The organism is Nocardia sp. NPDC058480 (assembly GCF_042720495.1).
Lineage (GTDB): Bacteria > Actinomycetota > Actinomycetes > Mycobacteriales > Mycobacteriaceae > Nocardia.
On the sequence record NZ_JBHXMN010000002.1, the window covers coordinates 128647 to 153466 of the forward strand.

1 protein-coding gene is annotated in these 24820 nt (G+C 69.6%); it reads left to right on the plus strand.

Annotated elements, in window-relative coordinates; genetic code table 11:
- Positions 1-390 precede the first annotated feature (390 nt).
- Complete coding sequence (locus tag ACFWO8_RS06070; RefSeq protein WP_378944319.1) at positions 391-24762, plus strand: non-ribosomal peptide synthase/polyketide synthase; 24372 nt, start codon at positions 391-393, stop codon at positions 24760-24762.
- Positions 24763-24820: the final 58 nt, after the last annotated feature.

Genomic DNA, 24820 nt, shown 5'->3' on the forward strand with positions numbered 1-24820 from the left:
GGCTCGGCGTACGCGGTCGGATCGCTGGACCGTTCTCAGCGTCGAAAAGTGAGTCGTCCAGCCGTGATTTTGACTGAATCTGGTCCGGTTTATTATTGAAACGAATACGCTTCTCCTCGTGTTCGCCACGCGTGGTTCAGGTGTCGGGGTTGACGATGGAGGTCGGGAGATAGCCGAGTCATTGCTGGTTGTGTGGCGGCGAGCCGGATTGCCGCGATCGTGTCATAGCCGATCGCACTGAATCCGGTGTGAGCGGGTGGATTTCGGGCAGGGTGCCCGAGGTTGGCCACCCCCCGCCGATCCACCTCACCCCGGTGCGAGCCGGGGAGTTCCGAGAGTTTGTGCGGCCGCGTGGCGTTACCCGCGGCCGGTAATGGAAGGCAGTGTGCGATGACCAACCCCACTCCGGCGCGCGCGGAAACAGAACAGCTGGCAGCGCTGGTGGCGACGGTCGCGGCGATGGATCCGGCGCGGATCGCGGTCGAGTTCGACGGCACCGCGGTGTCCTATGCCGATCTCGATGCCCAGCTCACGCTGATGGCCGAGCTCACCGGTGGGGCGCTGGACGCGGACACACTCGTGCAGGTGGTGCTCGCCGAGTTGTTCCCCGGCGTGGTCGATGCCGCCGAGGGGACCTTCGGTGTGCTGCTGGATTCACTCGCCGGTGATGCGATGGCCGCGTTGGGGATGGAGGTGGCGGCCGCCGCGACGCTGGTCGATCGGTTCGCCGCGCAAGTGGCTCGGACGCCTGATCGGGTCGCGGTGCAGTTCGGTGACGAGGTGCTCACCTACGCGGAATTCGATGCCAGGGTGCGGGTGCTGGCGGTGCGGCTGGTCGAGTCGGGCGTCGGCCCCGAGACGCTGGTCGGGTTGGCACTGCGACGCAGCGTCGAGTTGATCGTCGCGGTGCACGCGATCGTGCGGGCGGGTGGTGCGTACGTGCCGCTCGACCCCGATCATCCGGTGGACCGGCTGCACTATGTGCTCGAGGTGGCGCGGCCGGTAGTGGTCGTGACGCGTGCCTGCGATGAGCCGGATCTCAACGGCGCGCCGGTGCTGCGCACCGATGACATCGACTGGGACGCGGCGCCCGGCGTGGTGGCTTCCGCGGCGCGGGCCGACAATACGGCCTACGTCATCTTCACCTCCGGTTCCACGGGCCGCCCGAAGGGGGTGGCGGTGACCCACGGGGCGATCGTGGCGAACCTGGATTGGCGGCAGCGCCGCTACGGCATGACCGATGCCGATGTGGTACTGCAGAAGACGCCCTACACCTTCGATGTGTCGGTGTGGGAACTGTTCTGGCCCTTGCAGATCGGTGCTCGGCTCGTTGTCGCCGAACCGGGGCGCCACGGTGATCCCGCGTATCTGGCGTCGTTGATCGCGGCGCATCGAGTCACCGTGACGCACTTCGTGCCGTCCATGCTGGCCGCGTTCGTCGGTGAGCTGGGGCCCGAGGTGGATCTGTCGTCGTTGCGGATGGTGTTCGCCTCGGGCGAGGCGCTGCCCGCTGCCACTGCCGCCCGGCTGCGCAAGCTGTCCTCGACCGCGCTGCACAATCTGTACGGGCCCACCGAGGCGGCCGTCGACGTCACCGCGCACGAAGTGACCGCGCTCGACGAGGTGTCGGTGCCGATCGGTGGTCCGGCCGATGACACCGGGCTGCTGGTGCTCGACGAGAATCTCGATCAGGTGCCCGTTGGAGTGGTCGGCGAGCTGTACCTGTCGGGTGTTCAGTTGGCTCGCGGGTATGTGGCGCGGCCAGGTCTGACCGCGGACCGGTTCGTCGCCAACCCCTACGGCGTGGCCGGTGAGCGGATGTATCGCACCGGTGACCTGGTGCGTGAGTCGCGTGGTGAGCTGGAGTATCTGGGGCGCACCGACTTTCAGGTGAAACTGCGTGGTCTGCGGATCGAGCTGGGGGAGATCGAGGCCGTGTTGGCCGCGCATCCGCGGGTGGGCAATGCCGCGGTGGTGCTGCATCGGCATGCCGCGGGTGAGGCACTGGTCGGCTATGTGGTGAGCGGCGACGGTGCGGCCATCGACGAGGCCGAGTTGGTCGCGCACGCGAAGGCGTCGATGCCGGAGTACATGGTGCCGTCGCTGCTGGTGCGGCTGGACGCGATGCCGATCAATGCCAGCGGAAAGCTGGACCGGAAGGCGTTGCCGGAACCCGACTTCCGGGTTGCGGCCGCGCAATTCCGGGAGCCACGCACCGCGACCGAACGTTCGGTCGCCGCGTTGTTCGCCGAGCTGCTCGGGGTGCAGACCATCGGGTTGGACGACGACTTCTTCCGCCTCGGCGGCAACTCGCTGATCGCGACCAGGGCCATCGGGCGGTTGCAGGCGAATTTCGGTGTGCGCGTGGATGTTCGCGACTTCTTCGACAGCCCGACTGTCGCTGTGCTCGCGAAGCTGGTCGAAGGCGGCGTGGTCGACGAGCGGCCCGCGCTCGTCGCGGGGCCGCGTCCCGAGGTGGTGCCGCTCTCGCCGGCGCAGCAGCGGATGTGGTTTCTGAACCGGTTCGATCCCGAGGCCGGGGCTTACAACATTCCGATCGCGGTGCGGTTGTCGGGTGTGCTGGATCAGGACGCGTTGCGGGCGGCGGTCGGCGACCTGATCGCTCGGCACGAGGTACTACGCACGGTGTACCCCGAGGTCGGCGGCGTGGGAACGCAGCAGGTGCTCACGCCCGCTGATGCGCTCGAAATGCTTGTCGCCGAGTCGAACTCGGAGATCCGTGCGGCCGACGCCGGTGCGGCGGTCGGCGTGGGTGGTGGAATTCACGCTGCCGACACGGTGAGCTTCGGTGGTGGGGCGAACCCACTGGTCAACGGTGTAGCGAGGTACCTCGAACCGGTCAGCATCGGTGCTCGAGAACTTCCCGGAGTGCTGGCCGCGGTGATCCTGCGCGGATTCGACGTCACTGCCGCACCGCCGATTCGGGCCAGGTTGTTCGAGGTCGACGGCGATCACGTGTTGGTGCTGGTGGTGCATCACATCGCCGCCGACGGCTGGTCGGCCGGTCCGCTGGTGCGCGACACGATGGCCGCCTACTACGCGCGTACCGAAGGCGCGGCGCCGCAGTGGGCGCCGTTGCCGGTGCAGTACGCCGACTACACCCTGTGGCAGCGTGCTGTCCTCGGCGCGGAAGGTGATGCCGACTCGCAGGCCGGGCGGGAGATCGCGTTCTGGCGAGATTCGCTGGCCGGGCTGCCGGATGAGTCGGGCCTGCCGACCGACCGGCCTCGCCCCGCCGTCGCGTCGATGCACGGACGCCGGGTCGAGTTCGAGCTCGACGCGGACGTTGTCGCCACGCTGAATGCTGTTGCGGCGGAACACGGTGCGACGCTGTTCATGGTCCTGCACGCGGCGCTGTCGGTGCTGGTCGCGCGACTGTCGGGCACTGCCGATGTGGCGATCGGCAGTCCGGTCGCGGGACGCGGCGCGGCGGAACTCGACGACGTCATCGGCATGTTCGTCAATACCGCTGTGTTGCGCAGCCAGGTGCGTGGCGCGGAACCGTTCGCCGAGCTGCTCGGCCGCGTCCGCGCCGGGGATCTGGCCGCGTTCGACCACACCACCGTGCCGTTCGAGCGACTCGTCGAGGTGCTCGCGCCGTCGCGTTCCGGTGGTCGCCATCCGCTGTTCCAGGTCGCGCTGTCGCTGCAGAACCTGCCACCGACCACCTTCGAACTTCCAGGCCTGCGGGCTGCCGCTGTCGACCTGCCCTATGACGTCGAGAAGTTCGATCTTTCGGTGACTGTGCGCGATTCCGAGACCACGGGGTTGCTCGGCGAATTCTCGTACGCCACAGATCTATTCGACGAGCCGACCGTGATCGGCATGGTGCGTCGCTTCACCGGTTTGCTCGCCGCGATCGCCGCTGCCCCGCAGACACCCGTCGCCGATCTGCCCTTGCTGATCGACACCGAGCTCGATGAACTGACCACCCGCAGCGGCGGCCCGTCGACTCCCGCTCCCTTGCTGCCGGAAGTGTTGTCGCGTGCCGCCGCCGACCCCACCGTGATCGCGATCCGCGACGGTGCCCGTACCCTCACCTACGGCGAGCTCGATGCGGCCTCCGCGCACCTGGCCGCCCGTCTGACCGCCCTCGGCATCGGCGCGGGTGACCTTGTCGCCGTGAGTATCCCGCGCTCGGCGGACTCGGTCACCGCGGTCTGGGCCGTGGTGAAGTCCGGGGCAGGCTTCCTTCCGGTCGACCCGAACTACCCTGCCGACCGCATCGCCCACATGCTCGCCGATTCCGGCGCGGCGGCGGGCATCACCATCGATGCGGTGCTGGCGGATTTGCCCTCCACAGTGAACTGGCTCGTGGTCGATCCGCTGCTGCCTACCGCCGCGGCCGCTCGTGGTGATGCGGCCGAACGGGGCGTCGGAGCCGGTCATTCGACAGCGTCGGATAGCACTGATCCCGATACCGATACCGATGCTGATGCTGATGCTGATGCTGATGCCGGTGTCGGCGATCGTCGCGGTGGCGTCGACGACGCGATCTCGACAGGTGATGACACCTTCTCGAACGGCGTGCCGGGTGGACGTGCGGTGGATCCGCTCGATCCGGCATATGTCATCTACACCTCCGGAACCACGGGTCTGCCCAAGGGCGTCGTGATTCCGCACGGTGCGGTGGCGGCGTATCTGCCGGTGCAGGCGGGGCGGTATCTGGCATCGGCGGATTCGCGGGTATTGCACGTGGCGTCGCCGTCGTTCGACATTTCCGTGGCCGAGCTGCTGCTGACGGTGACCGAGGGGGCGACGATGGTTGTCGCGCCCGCCGGCGTGTTCGGCGGGGCGGAGCTGGGTGAACTGTTGCGGGTCGAGCGGGTGACCCACGTGGTCATCACGCCCTCGGCGTTGGCGACGGTGAACCCGGAAGGGCTCGACGAGCTGCGGGTGGTGGTGGTCGGTGGTGAGGCGTGCCCCGGGGAACTGGTCGCACGCTGGACGGCCGCGATTCCGGGGCTGATCTTCCGCAACGGGTACGGCCCGACCGAGACGACCATCGTCACCAATATCAGCGAACCACTCAGCGCGACAACGCCTGTCACCCTCGGCGCGCCCGTCGAGGGCACCACCGAGCTGGTGCTCGACGAGCGGCTGCGACCGGTACCCGTCGGCGTCGTCGGCGAGCTGTACATCGCAGGTGCCCAGCTCGCGCGCGGCTACCACCGCAGGCCCGCGCTGACGGCGGGCCGGTTCGTCACCAATCCCCATGGCGCGCCCGGTGATCGGATGTACCGCACGGGCGACACCGTGCGGTGGGTGCGGCGTGCTGGTTCGCTCGACCTGGAATACCTGGGCCGCAACGACTTCCAGGTGAAGGTACGCGGCTTCCGGATCGAACTCGGCGAGATCGACGCGGTCCTCGCCCGCCATCGGGCGGTCGATTTCGCCGCGACCATCGGCCACCGCACCGATGCGGGCGCGACCCTGCTGGTGTCGTATGTGGTTCCCGTCGCCGGAGCCACGATCGACACCGCGACCCTCATCGCGCACACCGCCGCGCACCTGCCCGCACACATGGTGCCTGCCGCGATCGTCGCCCTCGAGGCTGTGCCATTGACTCCGGTGGGCAAGCTCGACCGGTCCGCACTGCCCGCGCCGGTCTTCGAAGCCGCCGTCTACCGCGCACCCGAAACCGGCGCGGAGCAGGTCGTGGCCGCCGCCTTCGCCGAGGTACTCGGACTGGACCGGGTGGGCCGCGACGACGACTTCTTCGACCTGGGCGGCAACTCGCTGCTCGCCACCCGGTTGATGGCACGCATCGGCACCGACCTCGACATCCGCATCCCGATCCGCCAGCTTTTCGACACCTCGACCGTGCTGACCCTCGCCGCGGCGGCCGACCCTCTGCGTGGGACGGGCACCGGCCCCGCTCTGGTGGCAGGACCCCGCCCGGATCCGCTTCCGCTCTCGCCCGCCCAGCAGCGCATGTGGTTCCTGAACCGCTTCGACCCCGGCTCGGCCACCGACAACATCCCGATGGCTGTCCGCCTCACCGGCGCCCTCGACATCGCCGCACTCCAGGCGGCGATCGTCGACGTGCTGGACCGGCACGAGGTCCTGCGCACCCGCTACCCGGAGCTCGACGGCAACGCCATCGCCGAGATCCTCCCGGCAACCGGCATCATCCGCGAGGTTCACCCCCACCTCGTGGGCGCGACCGAACTGTCCGATGCCGTACGCACCTTCGCCGCTACCGGCTTCGACCTCACCGTCGATGCCCCGATCCGCGCGACCTTGTTCCGCGTTGCCGCGAACACGGTGGCAACACATGCTGATTCGTCGGAAATCGACGTCGACCGTGCGACCCCCGGTCCCTTGGCGGAACGCGCCGACTCCATGGGACAAGTCGACGCGGTGGATCATGCTGCATCGGTTGATCACGCTGGATCAGCTGATGGCGCTGGGACGGTTGATCACGTCGGACCCGTAGGACGTGCGCGGTCGCTGGATCGCACGACTGTTGATCGTGAACGGGCCTTCCGGCGGACCGGGGCGGTGGACTCGGCAGGGTCTGCTGCGGAGTATGTGCTGGTCATCGTGTTGCACCACATCGCGGCCGATGGTTTCTCGTTCGGGCCGTTGATCCGGGACGTGCTCACGGCCTACGGCGCGCGCGCCACCGGCGAGGCCCCGAGCTGGATGCCGTTGGACGTGCAATATGCCGACTACGCCGTGTGGCAGCACACGGTGCTCGGCGACGCGGCCGATCCGAAATCGGTGGCGGCCGAGCAGCTCTCGTTCTGGCGCGCTGCGCTGGCGGGAGTGCCCGAGCAGTTGGAGCTGCCCACCGACCGGACCCGGCCCGCGGTCGCTTCTCGCCGCGGGGCGATGCACAACGTCGAGATCGATGCCGACACCCATCGGGCGCTGGCCGAATTCGCTCGCGCACAGGGTGTGACGGTGTTCATGGCCGCGCACGCGGTGTTCGCGATACTGCTGGCGCGGTTGTCGGCAACCGCCGATATCGCGATCGGCACCCCGGTGTCGGGACGTGGTGAACGCGCGCTCGACGATCTGGTCGGCATGTTCGTCAACACGCTCGTGCTGCGCACCGAAGTCGCGCCCGCGACCCCGTTCACCGAGCTGATCGCCCGGGCCCGCGCTACCGACCTCGCGGCCTTCGGTCACGCCGACGTCCCGTTCGAGCGCCTGGTCGAGATCCTCGACCCGGTCCGCTCCACCGCCCGCAACCCGCTGTTCCAGGTGATGCTGTCCCTCAACGAGGACACTCCGAGCGAGCTCGCGCTGCCCGGTCTCGCCGTCGCGGGCTACGACCTGCCGACCGGCGTCGCCAAGTTCGACCTGGAGCTCACCCTCACCGAACATCGTGACGACAACGGCACTCCCGCCGGCATTTCCGGCGCCTTCCTGTACGCCACCGACCTGTTCGACGCGGCCACCATCGCCGGCTTCGCCACCCGTCTGCACCGCGTACTCACCGCCGTTCTCGCCGACCCGACCCGCCCCGTCGGCGACGTCGACCTCCTCGACCCGGCCGAGCAGACCCAACTCCTGACCACGTGGAACGACACCGCCACCGCCACCGGCCAAGCCGCAACTCTCGCCGCACTCCTCGCCGACCAGGCCGCCGCAACTCCCCACGCAATCGCCGTGGTCGTCGACACGGACCCCGCCGCGGCCGGTGACGCGACAGCGTCGGCCGCCTGGGGCGCCGCTACGACGGCTACGCGTCAGCTCGCCGCACATCACGCTGGGGGAGCGGCTTCTGAGGTTTCCTCGCGTGACACCGGCGATTCCACGGCAGCAGTGGAGCTTTCGTACGCGGAGTTCGGTGTTCGAGTCGCACGGCTGGCCCGTCATCTGATCGGGCTAGGGGCGGGTCCGGGCTCGCTGGTCGCGGTGGCGATGCGTCGTGGCGCGGAGCAGTTGGTCGCGGTGCACGCGGTGCTCGCGGCCGGGGCGGCGTATGTGCCGGTGGATCCCGATCATCCGGCCGAGCGGACTGCCTCTGTGCTGGCGCAGACGGCACCGGTCTGTGTGCTGACGGTTGCCGGAAGTGGTATGGCTGTAGGCGAGTCGGTGCTGGAGGTCGATGGGCTCGATCTGTCGGAACTGTCCGGCGAGCCGATCACCGATGACGAGCGGGTCGCGCCGCTGCGTCCCGAGCACCTGGCCTATGTGCTGTTCACCTCGGGGTCAACCGGTCGGCCGAAGGGTGTGGCCGTGCCGCACAAGGCTGTGGTGAACCAGTTGCGTTGGCTGCAGCGGGAATACCCGCTCGGTGTCGACGATGTGGTGCTGCAGAAGACGCCGTTCACCTTCGACGCGTCGGTGTGGGAACTGCTGTGGCCGTTGCAGGTCGGTGCTCGGCTGGTGCTCGCCACCGCCGACGGGCATCGCGACCCGGCGTACCTGGCGGCGGCCACCGTGCGTCATGGAGTGAGCGTCGTCCAGTACGTGCCGTCGGTACTCGCCGCTGTGGTGGCGGAACCGGCTTGCGCGCAAGCGGATTCGTTGCGAATGGTCTTCGCGGGCGGTGAGGCGCTGATGACCGACCTGGCGCGGCGGGTGCGCACGAGCACCGGCGCGACCGTGGTCAACCTGTACGGCCCCACCGAAACCGCCATCCAGGTCACCGCATACGAGGCCGGTGACGAGCGGAGTGCCACGGTGCCGATCGGTGCGCCGGTCGCCGATACCCGTGTCTACGTGCTGGATTCGCGCCTGCATCCCGTTCCGGCGGGTGTTCCGGGTGAGTTGTATGTGGCGGGCGCTCAGCTCGCCGACGGCTACCACGGCCGCGCCGACCTCACCGCCGAACGTTTCATCGCCGACCCCTTCGGCGCGGGCGAACGCCTGTACCGCACCGGCGACCTCGTCACCTGGCGCACCGGCCCCGACGGCCCGGCGCTGCACTACCTGGGCCGCACCGACTTCCAGGTGAAGCTACGCGGCCTGCGCATCGAGCCCGCCGAGATCGAAGCCGCGATCGCCGCTGTTCCAGGAATCAGCCGTGTCGCCGTCCTGGTCCGCTCGGACGAAGGCAGGCCCGACCAGCTCGTCGCCTACGTCGTCCGTGCCGCCGGTACACCCGAGGTCGTGCCGCGCGAGAAGGCGGGAGCCTCGGACTCCGGCGGCCCGGATGCCGCGCTCGCACCAGATGCCGTGCTCGGCACCGACATCGCCACCAGGGGTCGCGGCGCCGATTCCGACGGAGACGGTGCGGTTCGTGCTGTCCTCGCGGCCGCCGACACCGCAGCAGCCGGTTCGGTGCCTGTCTCGTCGACAGTCCCCAGCCCCGCCGATCTCGACGCCGCGATCGTCGCGACCCTGCCCTCCTACATGGCGCCGGGTGCCTACGTCTTCCTCGACGAATTGCCCGTCAATGCTTCCGGCAAGCTCGACCGCCGGGCGTTGCCCGCGCCGCAATCACGGCAGCTCGACTATCGCGAACCGGCCACCGCCACCGAGCGGGTCGTTGCCGCGACCTTTGCCGGAGTACTCGACCTCGACCAGGTCGGTGCGGGTGACGACTTCTTCGCCCTCGGCGGCAATTCCCTGCTGGCGACCCAGGTAGCGGCGCGGCTCGGTGCCGCGTTGGATGCCAGGGTGGCCGTGCGGGAGCTGTTCGAGGCGAGCACCGTCGATGGACTCGCGGTGCGGCTGGACGCGCTGCGTGGCACCGGCAGCAGGCGTGGACCCGTGGCAGGTCAACGGCCGCAGCGGATTCCGCTCTCGCCCGCGCAGCAGCGGATGTGGTTTCTGCACCGCTTCGATCCGGACTCCGCCGCGTACCACATCCCGGTCGCGATCCGGCTCAGCGGCGAACTCGACACGAAGGCGCTGCGCGGTGCGTTGGGTGACCTGATCGACCGGCACGAGACATTGCGCACCACCTATCCCGAATTCGACGGGCAGGCGACGCAACTCGTTGGCCCGCCGTTCGTGCCCGCTCTCGCTGTCGCCGACGTCGAGGCCGATGATGTGCCCGCGGCGGTGGCCGCCGTCCTCGCCGGTGGTTTCGAGATCACCACCGAGGTGCCGGTGCGCGCCGCACTGCTTCAGGTGGCGGCGACCGAACACGTGCTGGTGCTCGTCGTGCACCACATCGCGGCCGACGGCTGGTCGATGGGCCCGCTGACTCGCGATCTGGTGGCCGCCTATGCCACCCGCGCGGCGGGCGCGCAACCGCAACTGCCCGCGCTGGCCGTGCACTACGCCGACTACGCGCTATGGCAGACCGAGGGACTCGGCAGCGCCGACGACCCGGACGCACCGCTGGCCCGCCAGCTCGGGTACTGGACCCACCGACTCGCGGGCCTACCCGATGTCCTGACGCTGCCCGCCGACCGTCGCAGGCCGCTGATCGCCTCGAACCGGGGCGCCACCTTCATGACCACCCTCGGTGCCGACCTGCATCGCGGGATCGAGGAGCTGGCGCGTGCGCACCGCGCCACCCCGTTCATGGTGCTGCACGCGGGCCTGTCGGTGCTGCTGGCACGGCTCTCGGCCGGTGCCGACATCGTTGTCGGCACACCCGTGGCCGGTCGCGGTCATCGCGAACTCGACGACATCGTCGGCATGTTCGTCAATACGCTCGTGTTGCGTGCGCGGGTCAGTGCCGACGCCCGCTTCGGTGATCTGCTCGACGAGGTCCGCGCCGACGATCTCGACGCCTTCGACAACGCCGATGTGCCGTTCGAAAGCCTGGTCGACGCGCTGAATCCCGCTCGCTCACAGGGCTATTCGCCGCTGTATCAGATCTCGCTCGCGCTACAGAACCAGCGCAGGACCGCGTTCGAACTGCCCGGTCTCACCCTGTCGGGGCTGACCCTGCCGGATGCGCCGATCGAAGTGGATCTGGACTTCACCTTCGTCGACCGATTCGCCCCCGATGGCGCACCCGACGGTCTCGACCTCGAACTGCGCTACGCCACCGACCTTTTCGACGCCGACACCGTCGCGACGATGGTCGCGATGCTCGAGCGGGTGCTGCGGAACGCGGTCACCGCACCCGGCACCGCGGTCGGCGACCTCGCCCTGCTCGCCGACACCGACGAGGCCACGCTGCTGGCGGGCCCCCACGGCGACGTGGTTCCACTCGGCAGCGCACTGGCCGAACTGGGCGTACGCGCCCCACTGGCCGCCCATCTGCTCGATGCCGCGGCCGCGCGAGATCCGCGGGCGGTGGCGGCGGTGTTCGAAGGCGCCGAGATCACCTACGGTGCGCTCGCCGCCAGGGCCAACCGGCTCGCCCGGCGGTTGATCGACTGTGGCGTCGGGCCGGAAACGCCGGTGGCCGTAGCTGTTCCGCGCAGCATCGAACTGCTGGTGGTGCTGCACGGCGTGCTCGCCGCCGGTGGCGTGTACGTGCCGATCGACGCGGGCCAGCCCGCCGAACGCATCGGGCATGTGCTCGAGACCGCTACGCCACGACTCGTCGTTGTCGCGTCCGCCGGTGACCTCGACCATGTGGACAGCGGGATCCGATCCGCCACGGCCTCCGTACATTTCGCCGCCGCGTCGCGCTCCGGATTCCCCGTACTCACCGTCGCCCAGCTCGAGGATTCCGCGCACGACACTGTCTCGGGCCGCCCGCTCACCGATGCCGAACGCCTCGCGCCACTGCACCCCGAGCACCCGGCCTATGTACTGTTCACCTCCGGCTCCACCGGTACACCGAAGGGTGTGCTGATCTCGCATCGGGCCGTCGTCAACGAAATCTGCTGGCTGCGTGGTGAATACAGCATGACCGCGGCGGATCGTTTCCTGCAGCGCGCGCCGCTCACCTTCGATGTCTCGCTCTGGGAACTGCTGGCTCCCGCCTTGCTCGGTGCGCCGCTGGTGCTGCTGCGCCCCGGCGGTCACCTCGACCTGGATTATCAGGCGCGAGTGGTGCGTGAGCAGGGCGTCACCATCATGGAGATCGTGCCGTCGGTGCTGGCCGCGATGCTCGCCGAAGGGCTCGGCGACGCACTGCGCGGGCTGCGGATGCTGCACGTGGGCGGCGAGGAACTGCCAGCCCCGCTCGCGGCGACCGTGCTCGCCGCGATCCCCGGCGAGCTGCACAACACCTACGGCCCCACCGAAGTAGCGATCACCAGCACCTTCGGGCAGATCACCGCGCCGGTCGAGCAGACCGAGCTGCCCATCGGCAGGCCGACCTGGAACGTGCGCGCCTACGTCCTCGACGAGCGGCTGCACCTGGTGCCCGGCGGGGTCGCGGGAGAGCTGTACCTCGCGGGCGATCAGCTGGCCCGCGGCTACCTCGGCAGGCCCGACCTGACCGCCGACCGCTTCGTCGCCGATCCGTTCGGGGCCGACGGTGCCCGCATGTACCGCACCGGCGACCTGGTGCGCCGCGATCGGGACGGTGCGCTGGTTTACCTGGGCCGCAACGACTTCCAGGTGAAGATCCGTGGACTGCGGATCGAGCTGGGCGAGATCGAGACCGCGCTCGGCGACGCACCCGGGGTCACCCACGCGACCGTGCTGCCCGCCACCGACGACGCAGGCCGCCAATGCCTGGTCGGATACGTCGCGGGCGAGGTCGACATCGTGGCGGTGCGCGCGCACGTCGCGGGCCGGGTGCCCGCGTACATGGTGCCCTCGCATCTGCTGGTGCTCGACACCGTGCCGCTCAACTCCGCGGGCAAACTCGACCGGGCCGCGCTACCGGCCGCAGACCTGTCCACCACCACCGAATACGTGGCGCCCCGACCGGGCGCGCAGACCGCTCTGGCGGGTGTGATCGGTGAACTGCTCGGGGTGGCGCGTGTCGGTGCCAACGACGACTTCTTCGCCGTCGGTGGCAATTCACTGCTCGCGATGCGGCTCGTCGCCCGAGCCAACGCGGCGCTCGGCAGTGCGCTGGACGTGCGCGACGTGTTCGACGCCCCGACCGTCGCCGGACTCGCCGAGCGTGCTGGCACCGGCGGCGAACAGGTGCCCGCGCTGGCCGTCGTGGGACCGCGCCCGGACCGAATCCCGCTGTCGCTGGCGCAGACTCGCCTGTGGCTGCTGAACCGGATCGATCCCGAATCGGCCGTCTACACCCTGCCGATCGCCCTGCGCCTGACCGGCGACCTCGACACCGATGCCCTGTGGGCGGCGCTCGCCGACGTCCTGGACCGGCACGAATCACTGCGCACCGTCTTTCCGGAAGACGCCGATGGTCCGACCCAGGTGGTCCTGCCCGTCGACGCGGTGTTGCCCGCCACCGTCGTACACGAGATCGCCGAGGCCGATCTCGCCGACACCGTGCGCACCATCATCGGCGAGGGTTACGACCTGACCACCCAGCCGCCGCTGCGCGCCGCGCTACTCCGTCGCGCGACGCGAGTCGCAGCTGCGGACCACCTATCCGATGAGGCGATGGGCGATGTAACGCGTCCCGCTGCTGTGGATTATGCGGATTCGCGCGAGACCGAGCATGTGCTGGTACTCGCGGTGCATCACATCGCCGCCGACGGTGTATCGACCACACCGCTGGCACGTGACCTGATCGCTGCCTACGCCGCGCGCGCGGCGCGGATCGCTCCGGCGTGGGAGCCGTTGCCGGTGCAGTATCCGGACTTCACCCTCTGGCAGCACGCCGTGCTCGGCGACGCGGCCGACCCGGCGTCGCGGCTGGCGCGGCAGTTGGCGCACTGGCGTCATGAATTAGCCGGGATCACACCGGTTCTCGAACTGGCGGCAGACCGGCCGCGGCCCGCTGTGCGCACGGGCGCTGGTGGCGCTGTCGGGTTCGATGTGCCCGCCGAAGTGGTCGCGGGGATCGAGGCGCTGGCTCGCCGCCACGGGGTGTCCACCTTCATGGTGGTGCACGCGGCGTTCGCGGTGCTGCTGTCTCGTCAGGGCGCCGGTGCGGATGTTCTCGTCGGCACGCCGGTCGCCGGGCGGGCCGATGCCGCGCTCGACGATCTCGTCGGGATGTTCGTCAACACCCTCGTGTTGCGGACGGCGGTCGACGCCGGTGCCGGGTTCGGTGCGCTGCTCGCCGAGGTGCGGGCGGCCGATCTGCGGGCCTTCGCGAATGCCGATCTGCCGTTCGAGCGACTGGTCGACGAGCTGAATCCGGTTCGCTCCACCTCGTATTCGCCGATCGCGCAGGTGATGCTGGCGTTCGAGCATCGCGAGGACACCACCATCGAACTGCCCGGGCTGCGGATCGACGAGTTCGCGCTGCCCGCCGCGACCACCCAGTTCGACCTGTCCCTGGCGATCAACGAGATCGTCGGTGCCGCGGGCGAACCCGGAATGCGGGGGTGGCTGCGCTATGCCACCGATCTGTTCGACGCCGACACGGTGGCTTCGTTCGGTGCGCGGTTCGTGCGGGTGCTGAGCGCCGTCGTCGCCGATGACAGCGTCGCGGTCGGCGAGATCGATCTCCTGGATGCCGCCGAGACCGCCCAACTCGCGGCGTGGAACGACACGGCCGCCCCGCTCGACACCGACGCGACATTGGTCTCGTTGTTCGCCGCGCAGGCCGCGCGCACCCCCGACGCGGTTGCCCTCGAGTTCGAGGGACAGCTGATCACCTACGGCGAGTTCGCGGTTCGTGTCGCCCGCCTGGCGCGATGGCTGATCGCCGAGCAGGTCGGACCCGGCGCGGTGGTCGGTGTCGGGCTCCGGCGTGGCATCGATCTGCTGGTCGCCATCTACGCCGTGCAGGCCACCGGTGCCGCGTACCTGCCGCTGGATCCCGACCACCCGGCCGACCGGATCGCCGATGTCCTGGCGACCGCGGCTCCCGTCTGCGTGCTGGCCGCCGCCGACTTCCCCGAAACCGGTTCACACACAGTTCAACCCGATTCGCGCCTCGAATCCGGCCAACGGACAGTCGTATCCATCCTTCGCGCGGTTGAGTCCGGCACGCGCGCGAACGGCCTCGGCAGTCGGGCAGGCGAACCCGGCAGTCGGGCAGGCGAACCCGCCAGTCGGGCAGACGAACCCGCCAGGCGGGCAGACGAACCCGGCACGCGGGCAGACGAATTCGGCACGCGGGCAGACGAACTCGGCAGTCTGGCAGTCCGGCCTGCCACGCGTGTCGTCGAGCCCGCCGCGCTCGACCTGTCGGGGTTCGGTGCTCACCCGGTGACCGATGCCGACCGGATCCGGCCGTTGCGTGGCGCGGACCTGGCGTATGTGCTGTTCACCTCCGGCTCGACCGGTAAGCCCAAGGGGGTCGCGGTTACCCATTCCGCGATCGTCAACCGCCTGGTCTGGATGCAGGATGCCTATCGGCTCGATGGCACCGGCACCGTATTGCAGAAGACGCCGATCACCTTCGACGTGTCGGTGTGGGAACTGTTCTGGCCCTTGCAGATCGGTGCCACCCTGGTGATCGCTCGTCCCGAGGGGCATCGCGACCCCGCGTACCTGGCCGAGGTCATCACCCGCACGGGTGTCGACGTCGCTCACTTCGTGCCGTCGATGCTGGCGGCGTTCCTCGCCGAACCGCGTGCCGACGACTGTGTTTCGCTGCGGCAGGTGTTCGCCTCCGGTGAGGCGCTGCCCGCGGCCGATGCCCAGCGCCTGCGCGCGCTGATCCCCGGTGTCACCGTGCACAACCTGTACGGGCCCACCGAGGCCGCCGTCGACGTCAGCTTCCACGAGGTCACCGACGTCGACACTGCCACCGTGCCGATCGGCGCCCCGGTCGCCAACACTGCCCTGCACGTGCTCGACGCCCGCCTGCGCCCCGTTCCTGTCGGCACACCGGGTGAGCTGTATCTGGCCGGCGTCCAACTGGCCCGCGGCTACCTCGCCCGCCCCGACCTGTGCGCCGACCGCTTCGTCGCCAACCCGCTCGGCGCCCCCGGCGACCGCATGTACCGCACCGGCGATCTCGTGGTCCGCACGCGCTCGGGCGAACTGGAATACCTGGGCCGCACCGACTTCCAGGTGAAACTGCGCGGCCTGCGCATCGAGCTCGGCGAAATCGAAGCGGTCCTCACCGGTCTCGACACCATCGAACGCGCGGTAGTCACCGTCCGTGACGACGGCACCGGCGACTACCTCACCGCCTACCTCGTCCCTGTACAGGCGAGCCACACGGCTAGCACTGCTGAGGATGGCACCGCCGACGTTGCTGTCGACGTCAACGCTACTGCCGGCGCTTCCTTTGCTGACGGCGCTGCGACTGCCGACGTTGCCGCCGCCGACGCCGATGCCTTTGCTGCCGCCTCTACCTTTGCTGACGCCCTTCCCACTGCCACTGCCACTGCCACTGCCACTGCCACTGCCACTGCCGCTGCCGCTGCCGCTGCCACTGCCGCTGCCACTGCCGCTGCCGCTGCCACTGGCACTGCCGCTGCCGCTGCCGCTGCCGCTGCCGCTGCCGCTGCCGCTGCCGCTGGCACTGCCGCTGCCGCTGCCGCTGCCGCTGCCGCTGCCGCTGCCGCTGCCGCTGCCACTGTCGCTGCCACTGCCGCTGGCACTGCCGCTGCCACTGCCGCTGGCACTGCCGCTGCCGCTGGCACTGGCACTGGCACTGGCGCTGACGCTGGCACAGCCGCTGCCACAGCCGCCGTCGTGCGCCGTGGTGTCGTAAGCGACGGCTCGGCGTTCGACCTCGACATGGTGAAAGTCGCCCTGCAGCAAGCGCTTCCGGCCTACATGGTGCCGAGTGCGTTCGTTGTTGTCGGTGAGTTCCCGGTCAATGCCTCCGGCAAGCTCGATCGGCGGGCGCTGCCTGCGCCGGAGGTGGTCGCACGCGAGTTCCGTGCTCCGGCGACACCGTTGGAGCGGTTGGTGGCCGCGGTTGTCGCCGACGTGCTCGGTGCCGAACCGGTCGGTGCCGACGACGACTTCTTCGATCTGGGCGGCAACTCGCTGATCGCTACCCGGGTTGCCGCGCGACTCGGGGCCGCGTTGAACCGGCAGGTGCCCGTGGCGCGGATCTTCGAGACGCCGGTCGTTGCCGCGTTGGCTGCCGCGCTCGATGCCGACGGCGGCGTGGCCCGGCTGGCCCTGGTTGCGGGGGAGCGGCCTGCTTCGATTCCGCTCTCGCCCGCCCAGCAGCGCATGTGGTTCCTCAATCGGTTCGATCCCGATTCGGCCGGGTACAACGTGCCGATCGCGGTCCGGCTCAGTGGCGTGCTCGACCTGGACGCGCTCGCCGCCGCGGTGGATGATCTCGTCGGTCGGCACGAAGTGCTGCGGACCTTCTACCCCGAGACCGCCGACGGACCGGAGCAACGGATCCTGTCCGCCGCCGAAGCCGGTGTCGCACTGCGGGTTCGCGATGTCGACGCGGACGAGATCCTCGAGGCGGTGACAGCACTGGCTGCCACCACCTTCGATGTCACCGCGGGTGTGCCGTGGCAGGTGGTGCTGTACCGGATCAGCGCCGACGAGGCGGTACTGGCCATGGTGGTGCACCACATCAGCGCCGACGGTTCGTCGATGCCGCCGCTGGTGCGTGACCTGATGACGGCCTATCTCGCGCGCCGCGAGGGTGCCGCGCCGCGGTGGACGTCACTGCCGGTGCAGTACGCCGACTACGCGCTGTGGCAGCGGGCGGTGCTCGGCGACGAAGCCGATCCCGAATCGGTGGCGGCTCGCCAGCTCGACTTCTGGCGCGGCGAACTCGCCGATCTACCCGATGAGCTGGCGTTGCCACTGGACCGGCCGCGCCCGGCGGTACGGACACTCGCCGGTGGGACAGTGCCGGTAACCCTGGACGCGGGCACGCACACCCGGCTCAGCGCGTTGGCCAGGGAATCCGGGGCCACGCTGTTCATGGTCGTGCACACCGCGTTCGCCGCTCTGCTCGGTCGGCTCTCGGGCAGCTCCGACATCACGGTCGGTACGCCGGTCGCCGGGCGTGGCGAGGCCGCACTCGAAGACCTGATCGGCATGTTCGTCAACACGCTGGTCTTCCGTACCCGCCTGCGCGCGGGAGAGTCGTTCCGGCAGTTGCTGATTCGCCAGCGCGCGACCGACCTCGCGGTGTACGCCAATGCCGAGGTGCCGTTCGAACGCCTCGTCGAGGTGCTCGATCCGACCCGCTCCACCGCCCGGCATCCGCTGTTCCAGGTCGGCTTCTCGTTCCAGAACTTCGAGCGTGCCGAACTGGCGCTGCCCGGGATCACCGTGTCGGGACTGGATACCGACAACGAGCTGTCGCAATTCGATCTGCACCTCATCGTCAGCGACGAGTACGCGGCCGACGGGACGGCCGCCGGTGTCACGGGCGTGCTCACCTTCGCGCACGACGTGTTCGACGCCGAGACCGCCACGACGATCGGTGCCCGCCTGGAACGGCTGCTCACCGCCGTCGCCGCGGCGCCGCACACACCGCTGGACGCCGTGGATGTGCTCGAACCCGCGGAGCGCACCCGCATCCTCACCGAGTGGAACGCCACCACCCATGAGATCGACAGCACCGCAACGCTACTCACGCCGTTCCGGGCCCAGGTCCGGGCCAGCCCCGAAGCGACCGCGCTCGTTTTCGAGGGCACGGAACTGACGTACGCGGAACTCGACACCCAGGTCAACCGTCTGGCCCGGCGGCTGATCGACGAAGGTGTCGGCCCTGATGTGCTGGTCGCGCTCGCCATCCGGCGCTCCACCGCGCTGGTCGTGGCCATGTACGCGGTGCTCACCGCGGGCGGCGCGTATGTGCCGATCGACCCGGACCACCCGGCAGACCGCATTGCCCAGGTCCTCGACACCGCGCGACCGCACCTGCTCCTCACCACCGCCGAGGACGAATTCGACGGGCCGGCACCGGCAAGCGGCTCACCTGCCGAATCCGGATACGTCGTCACGCCGGCTCCAGTTGTCGCCGAATCCGATTCGGAGCCCGCGGCCGATTCGTTCGGGTCACCGTTCTCTGCGATCGGGAGCAATGAGGGATCGCCGATCCGGGGAGTCGATGACGTCGTCGAGACCGCGGCAGGTGCTTCGTCGGTTGGCTCGCCGACCAGGGTCGTCGTGCTCGATGGCGCTGATGCTGCCCGCTATTCAGGTCTACCGGTCGCAGAGTCCGAACTCCGTGCCCCCCTACGGGATTCGAACCTCGCCTACGTGCTGTTCACCTCCGGATCGACCGGCAGGCCCAAGGGTGTGGCGATGAGCCATGCCGGAGTTCGCAACCAGATCGCGTGGCTGATCGCGCGGTACGAACTCGACGGCGACGATGTGTACCTCCAGAAATCGGCGGCCGGATTCGATCTGTCGGTGTGGGGCTTCTTCGCACCGCTTGCGGCGGGTGCGACGCTGGTGCTCGCGTCCCCGGATGGTCATCGCGACCCGCGGTATCTCGCCGAACTCGTTGCCGCGCAGCGGATCACCGTCGTCGACTTCGTGCCGTCGATGCTGGCGATGTTCGCCGCGCACGCCGAGGCCGATCAGCTGCGGAGTCTGCGGCTGGTCTTCGCTATCGGTGAGGCGCTCACCCCGGAGACAGTGGGCGCGCTCCGCGTGAAATCGCCTGCGTCCGTGCACAACCTGTACGGTCCCACCGAAGCCGCCGTGTCGGTCACCGCCTGGCCCGCCGACGGCGCGACCGGGCAGACTGTGCCGATCGGCGTGCCCGAGTGGAACACCAGGGTCTATGTGCTCGACGAGCGGTTGCGGCCGGTGGCTCCTGGTGTCGCCGGTGAGCTGTATCTGGCCGGTGCGCAGTTGGCTCGCGGCTACCTCGGTCGGCCCGACCTGTCGGCGGATCGCTTCGTCGCCGACCCCTTCGCCGCCGCGGGGACGGCGGGTGCCCGCATGTATCGGACCGGCGACCTCGTGCGCTGGACTCGTGACGGCGTGCTGGTCTACCTGGCGCGCATCGACTTCCAGGTGAAGTTCCGTGGTCAGCGCATCGAGCTCGGGGAGATCGAGACCGCGTTGCAGGGCTTGGCCGGGGTCAGTCAGGCGGCCGCGGTGGTCTCGCCGAGCGCGACCGGTGATCGGCTCGTCGGCTACACGGTGCCGACGCCGGGCGTGGAGCTGGATCCGGCTGCCCTGCGGTCTGCCGTTGGCACGGTGTTGCCGTCGTACATGGTGCCGTCGGTGATCGTCGTGCTCCACGCCTTCCCGCTCAACACTTCCGGCAAGCTCGACCGGAAAGCCCTGCCCGCACCGGAATTCGTGGCGAGGCCGTTCCGGGCCCCGGTCAGTGCCGTGCAACGGGCAGTGGCCGAGGTGTTCGGTGCGGTACTCGGTCGCGAGCAGGTCGGGCTCGACGACGACTTCTTCGAACTCGGCGGCAACTCGCTCATCGCGACCAGGGTCGCCGCCCGGCTCGGCGCGGCATTGTCGACCCGGGTGCCGGTGCGGACCCTGTTCGAAGCGACCACCGTGGTCGACCTGGCGGCCCAGCTCGCGGCGTGGGCAGGCAGTGGCGCGGGGATCGCGCTGATATCAGGCGAACGACCGGCACGGATTCCGCTGTCGGCGGCCCAGCAGCGCATGTGGCTGCTCAATCGCCTCGATCCCGAATCCGCCGCCTACAACATCCCGATCGCGGTGCGGCTCACCGGCGATGTCGACGCGGGCGCGCTGGCCGCCGCGGTCACCGATGTGCTCGACCGGCACGAGGTGCTGCGCACGGCCTACCCCGCGATCGACGGGATCGGGCACCAGGCGGTGTGGGAGTTCGTGCCGGCACCGGTGGTGGAGACCGTCGATCCGATCGCGGTACCGGCGATCGTCGCGGCCGAGATCGGGCGTGGATTCGATGTCACCGTCGCACCGCCCGTGCGGGTGCGCGTACTGCGTTGTGCCACAGACGAAGTGGTGCTCGTCGTGGTGATCCATCACATCAGTGCCGACGGATTCTCCGCCGGGCCGCTGCTGCGCGACACCACCGCCGCCTACCTCGCCCGTCGTGGCGGCACCGAACCCGGTTGGGCGCCACTGGAAGTCCAGTACGCCGATTACACGCTGTGGCAGCGTGCGGTGCTGGGTAGCGAGGACGACGCCGAGTCGGTCGCCGCACGACAGCTGCGATTCTGGCGCAGCGAACTGGCCGGGCTGCCCGGTCTGCTCGAACTTCCCGTCGACCGGCCACGTCCGGCCGTCGCATCGCACCGTGGTGCCAGTGTTGACGCTGTTGTACCGCAGTCTGTTTGGCAGCGGGTGGCGCAGGTGGCTCGTCGCGCCGACGTCAGCGAGTTCATGGTCGCCCACGCCGCGCTGGCCGCGCTACTCGCACGACTGAGCGGCACCGGCGACATCGCGATCGGCACCCCGGTGGCGGGTCGCGGTGAGCAGGCACTCGACGATCTCGTCGGCATGTTCGTCAACACGCTGGTGCTGCGAACCGCTGTCGATCCCGCCGCCACGTTCTCCGCGCTGCTGCGCGAGACCAGGCGGGTGGACCTGGATGCCTTCGAGAACGCGGAGGTGCCGTTCGAGCGGCTCGTCGACGTGCTCGATCCGAAACGTTCGACCGCGCACAGCCCGCTGTTCCAGGTGATGCTGGCATTCCAGAACCTGGCCGCGAGCCCGGTCGAGGTGGTCCTGCCCGACCTCACCGTGACCGGAATGGCGGCCGACGCCGCCATCGCCAAGTTCGACCTGGACCTGGTGCTCGCCGACATCGCCGACGGTGGTTGCGCGGTGAGTCTGACCTACGCCACCGACCTGTTCGACGCCGAGACAGCCACCCGCATCGCCGACGGCTACGTCCGGATGCTCGACGCGGTGACGGCAGACCCCGGGGGCATCGTCGCCGATATCGACCTGATCACCGACGACGACCGGCGAACTCTCGAAAGGTGGTGTGACACTGAGTATCCGGGTCGCACGTCCGGGATCGCTGCGGCATCGGACCCGCTCATCGATGGCTCCGCCGCCCAGCGCGGCACAGCGGAGTCCGGCCGTCAGCTCGCCGCGGCACCGGACGTGATGACACTGCCGGGTCAGTCCGATACGGTCGGCGTTCTGCCCGCGGCGTTCGATCGCCAGGCCGCCGCGACACCGGATGCCGTCGCGCTCATCGACGGCGACACTGTTCTCACCTACGCCGAATTCGCGGGACGGGTGAACCGGCTCGCTCGTCATCTGATCGAACACGGTGTCGGGCCGGATTCGGCGGTGGCGGTGGCCGTGCGCCGGTCGGCAGAGCTGCTCGTCGGGGTGTACGCGGTGCTGGCGGCGGGTGGCACCTATGTGCCTGTCGATCCCGATCATCCGGCCGAGCGCGTCACCCGGATTCTGCGGATCGCACAACCGGCCTGCGTGCTCACCACCGGCCGCGATGGCGCCGAGCTCCCGCTGCGCGGGTTCGATGTGGTTTCGCTCGACACGGTGGACCTCACCGCCTACTCGGCGGGACCGATCAGCGACGCCGAGCGAGTGCACCCGCTGCTGCCGGAGCACACCGCGTACGTGATCTTCACGTCCGGATCGACCGGCCTGCCCAAGGGCGTCGGCGTCCCACATCGTGCGATCGTCAACCAACTCGATTGGCTGGCACAGCGTTTCGGATTCGCCGCCGGTGACACCGTGCTGCACAAGACACCGACGACCTTCGACGCCTCGATCTGGGAACTACTGCTGCCGCAGCGGGTCGGCGCCCGGACGGTCATCGCCCGCCCCGGCGGCCACGGCGATCCGGCCTACCTGGCCGCGCTGATCACCGAACACCGCATCGACACAGTGCAATTCGCGCCGACCTTGCTCGCGGCGTACGTCGCGCACCTGGTGCAGGCACGCGCCGATCGGAACGCGTCCGCTACCGCGGGCCGAGCGTTCACCGCTGACCGAGGTGACGTCGGAGGAGGACCGCTCGCAGGAGCGGCAGAGCAAGGCGCAACCCGGTCGCGGCTCGCCGACGACTTCGTGGGTGATTCACTGCGTCGGGTCTTCGCGGGTGGCGAGGCGTTGCCCGCTGCGCTGGCACAGCAGGTGCGGGCGCTGATGGGGGCGAAGGTGGTGAACCTGTACGGGCCCACCGAGACCGCGGTGCAGGTGAGCAGTCACGTGGTGACCGACGACGACCTCGTCACGGTGCCGATCGGTGCACCCGTGTGGAATACCGGGCTCTATGTGCTCGATGCCCGGCTGCGGCCGGTGCTGCCGGGGGTCACCGGCGAACTGTATGTCGGCGGTGCACAGCTCGCGCACGGGTATGTGGGGTCGGCCGAACTCACCGCTGAGCGGTTCGTGTCCGATCCGTTCGGAGCGGTCGGTGCGCGGATGTACCGCACCGGCGACCTCGTCCGACTGCGTGGAAGGGGCACTCCCGCACTGGAATACGTCGGTCGCGCCGATCTGCAGGTGAAGCTCAACGGGCAGCGCATCGAGCTGGGCGAAGTCGAAGCCGCACTCCAGCGGCAACCGGGGGTCGCGCAGGCCGCGGCCGCCGTAGTGTCCGGGGTCGGCGCGGATCGGCTCGTCGCCTACGTCGTCGCATCGCGTTGCGAGGAGTTCGAGCGTGCCGGTGCCGATGACAACCCGAGCGGCATTGTCGGTGCGGTTGGTCGTGCCGCTGACGCTGCTGCTGGTGCTGCTGCCGATCCGAGCGCTCGAGCTGCCGGTATGGCGGCCGGTGCGAGTGCTGGAGCTGCCGATTTCACGGTGGCGCAGGGCGGTTCGTTCCTCGATGCGGCAGCGCTGCGTGCGGCGCTTGCCGTGGAATTACCCGGCTATCTGGTGCCCGCGGTGGTGCTCGAGCTGGACGCGTTGCCGGTCAACGCCTCCGGCAAACTCGATCGTGGCGCCCTCCCGCGCCCGGAACTTCGCCAAGCCACCTATCGGGCGCCGATCACCGCGACCGAGCAACTCGTGGCCGGCGCGTTCGCCGGCGTGCTCGGACTGGACCGAATCGGCATGGACGACAACTTCTTCGACCTCGGCGGCAACTCGCTCACCGCGGTCCAGCTGTCCTCGCGACTGAGTGAAGCGCTGGGCAGTGCGGTGCCGGTGGCGTGGTTCTTCACCGGCCCCACGCCCGCTGTCGTCGTGGAACGGCTACGCGCCGAAGATGATTCGAGCGACGACGCGTTCGCGGTACTGCTACCGCTGCGTGCGGGCGGCACCGGCGCACCACTGTTCTGTATCCACCCGGTGGGCGGTGTGTCCTGGTCGTTCGCCGGACTCACCCGCCACCTCGACCCGCAGCGCCCGATCTACGGGTTGCAGTCGCCTGCCCTCACCGCCGACGAACCGCTGCCCGGCACCATCGATGCCTGGGCGCAGCGCTACATCGCCGCCATCCGCGCAGTGCAGCCGCAGGGTCCGTATCACCTGCTCGGCTGGTCGCTGGGTGGGTTACTGGCCCACGCCGTCGCCACCGGCTTGCAGGCCGGTGGCGAGCAGGTGGCGCAGCTGGCCATGATGGACAGCTGGCTCGGCGACGGACCCGAACAGACTCCGATGCCCACCGTCGGCGACCTGCTCGGCGGCCTGGCCGGTGACGATCTCGCCTTCGACACCGAGGGTCTCGCCGCCGCGGCCGCGGGTATCGGCGGACCGCTGGCCGCACTCGACCGCGCCCGCATCGCCCGCATCATCGACGCCGCCACCGCCTCGATGCGAATGGTCGACGACTATCGTCCACGGCCCTTCGACGGCGACCTCGTCTACTTCGCGGCCACCGTCGACGATCCCAGCGGATCGCGGGGCGCGGCGAGTTGGGCCACCGCGGTCGAGGGCACAGTCCACCGGCACGGCATCGACGCCACGCACTGGTCGATGGCGGGCGAGGCGGCGCTCGCCCGGATCGCGGACGTTCTCGACGGGCCCGGATCCGGCGCACGTGGGTTCGCGAGCGAGAACCCGACGACGAGGGCCGATGCGCGGGCGGGGGCGATGGGCGCATAGAATCGCGGAGTCGGCCTTCGTGCCTACTGCCTGCATAATGAGGCATTTCCGCGCACGT

What these genes read in the sequence shown, in the direction of transcription:
- ACFWO8_RS06070 (WP_378944319.1), top strand. Translation starts at nt 391, where the DNA reads ATGACCAACCCCACTCCGGCGCGCGCGGAAACAGAACAGCTGGCAGCG.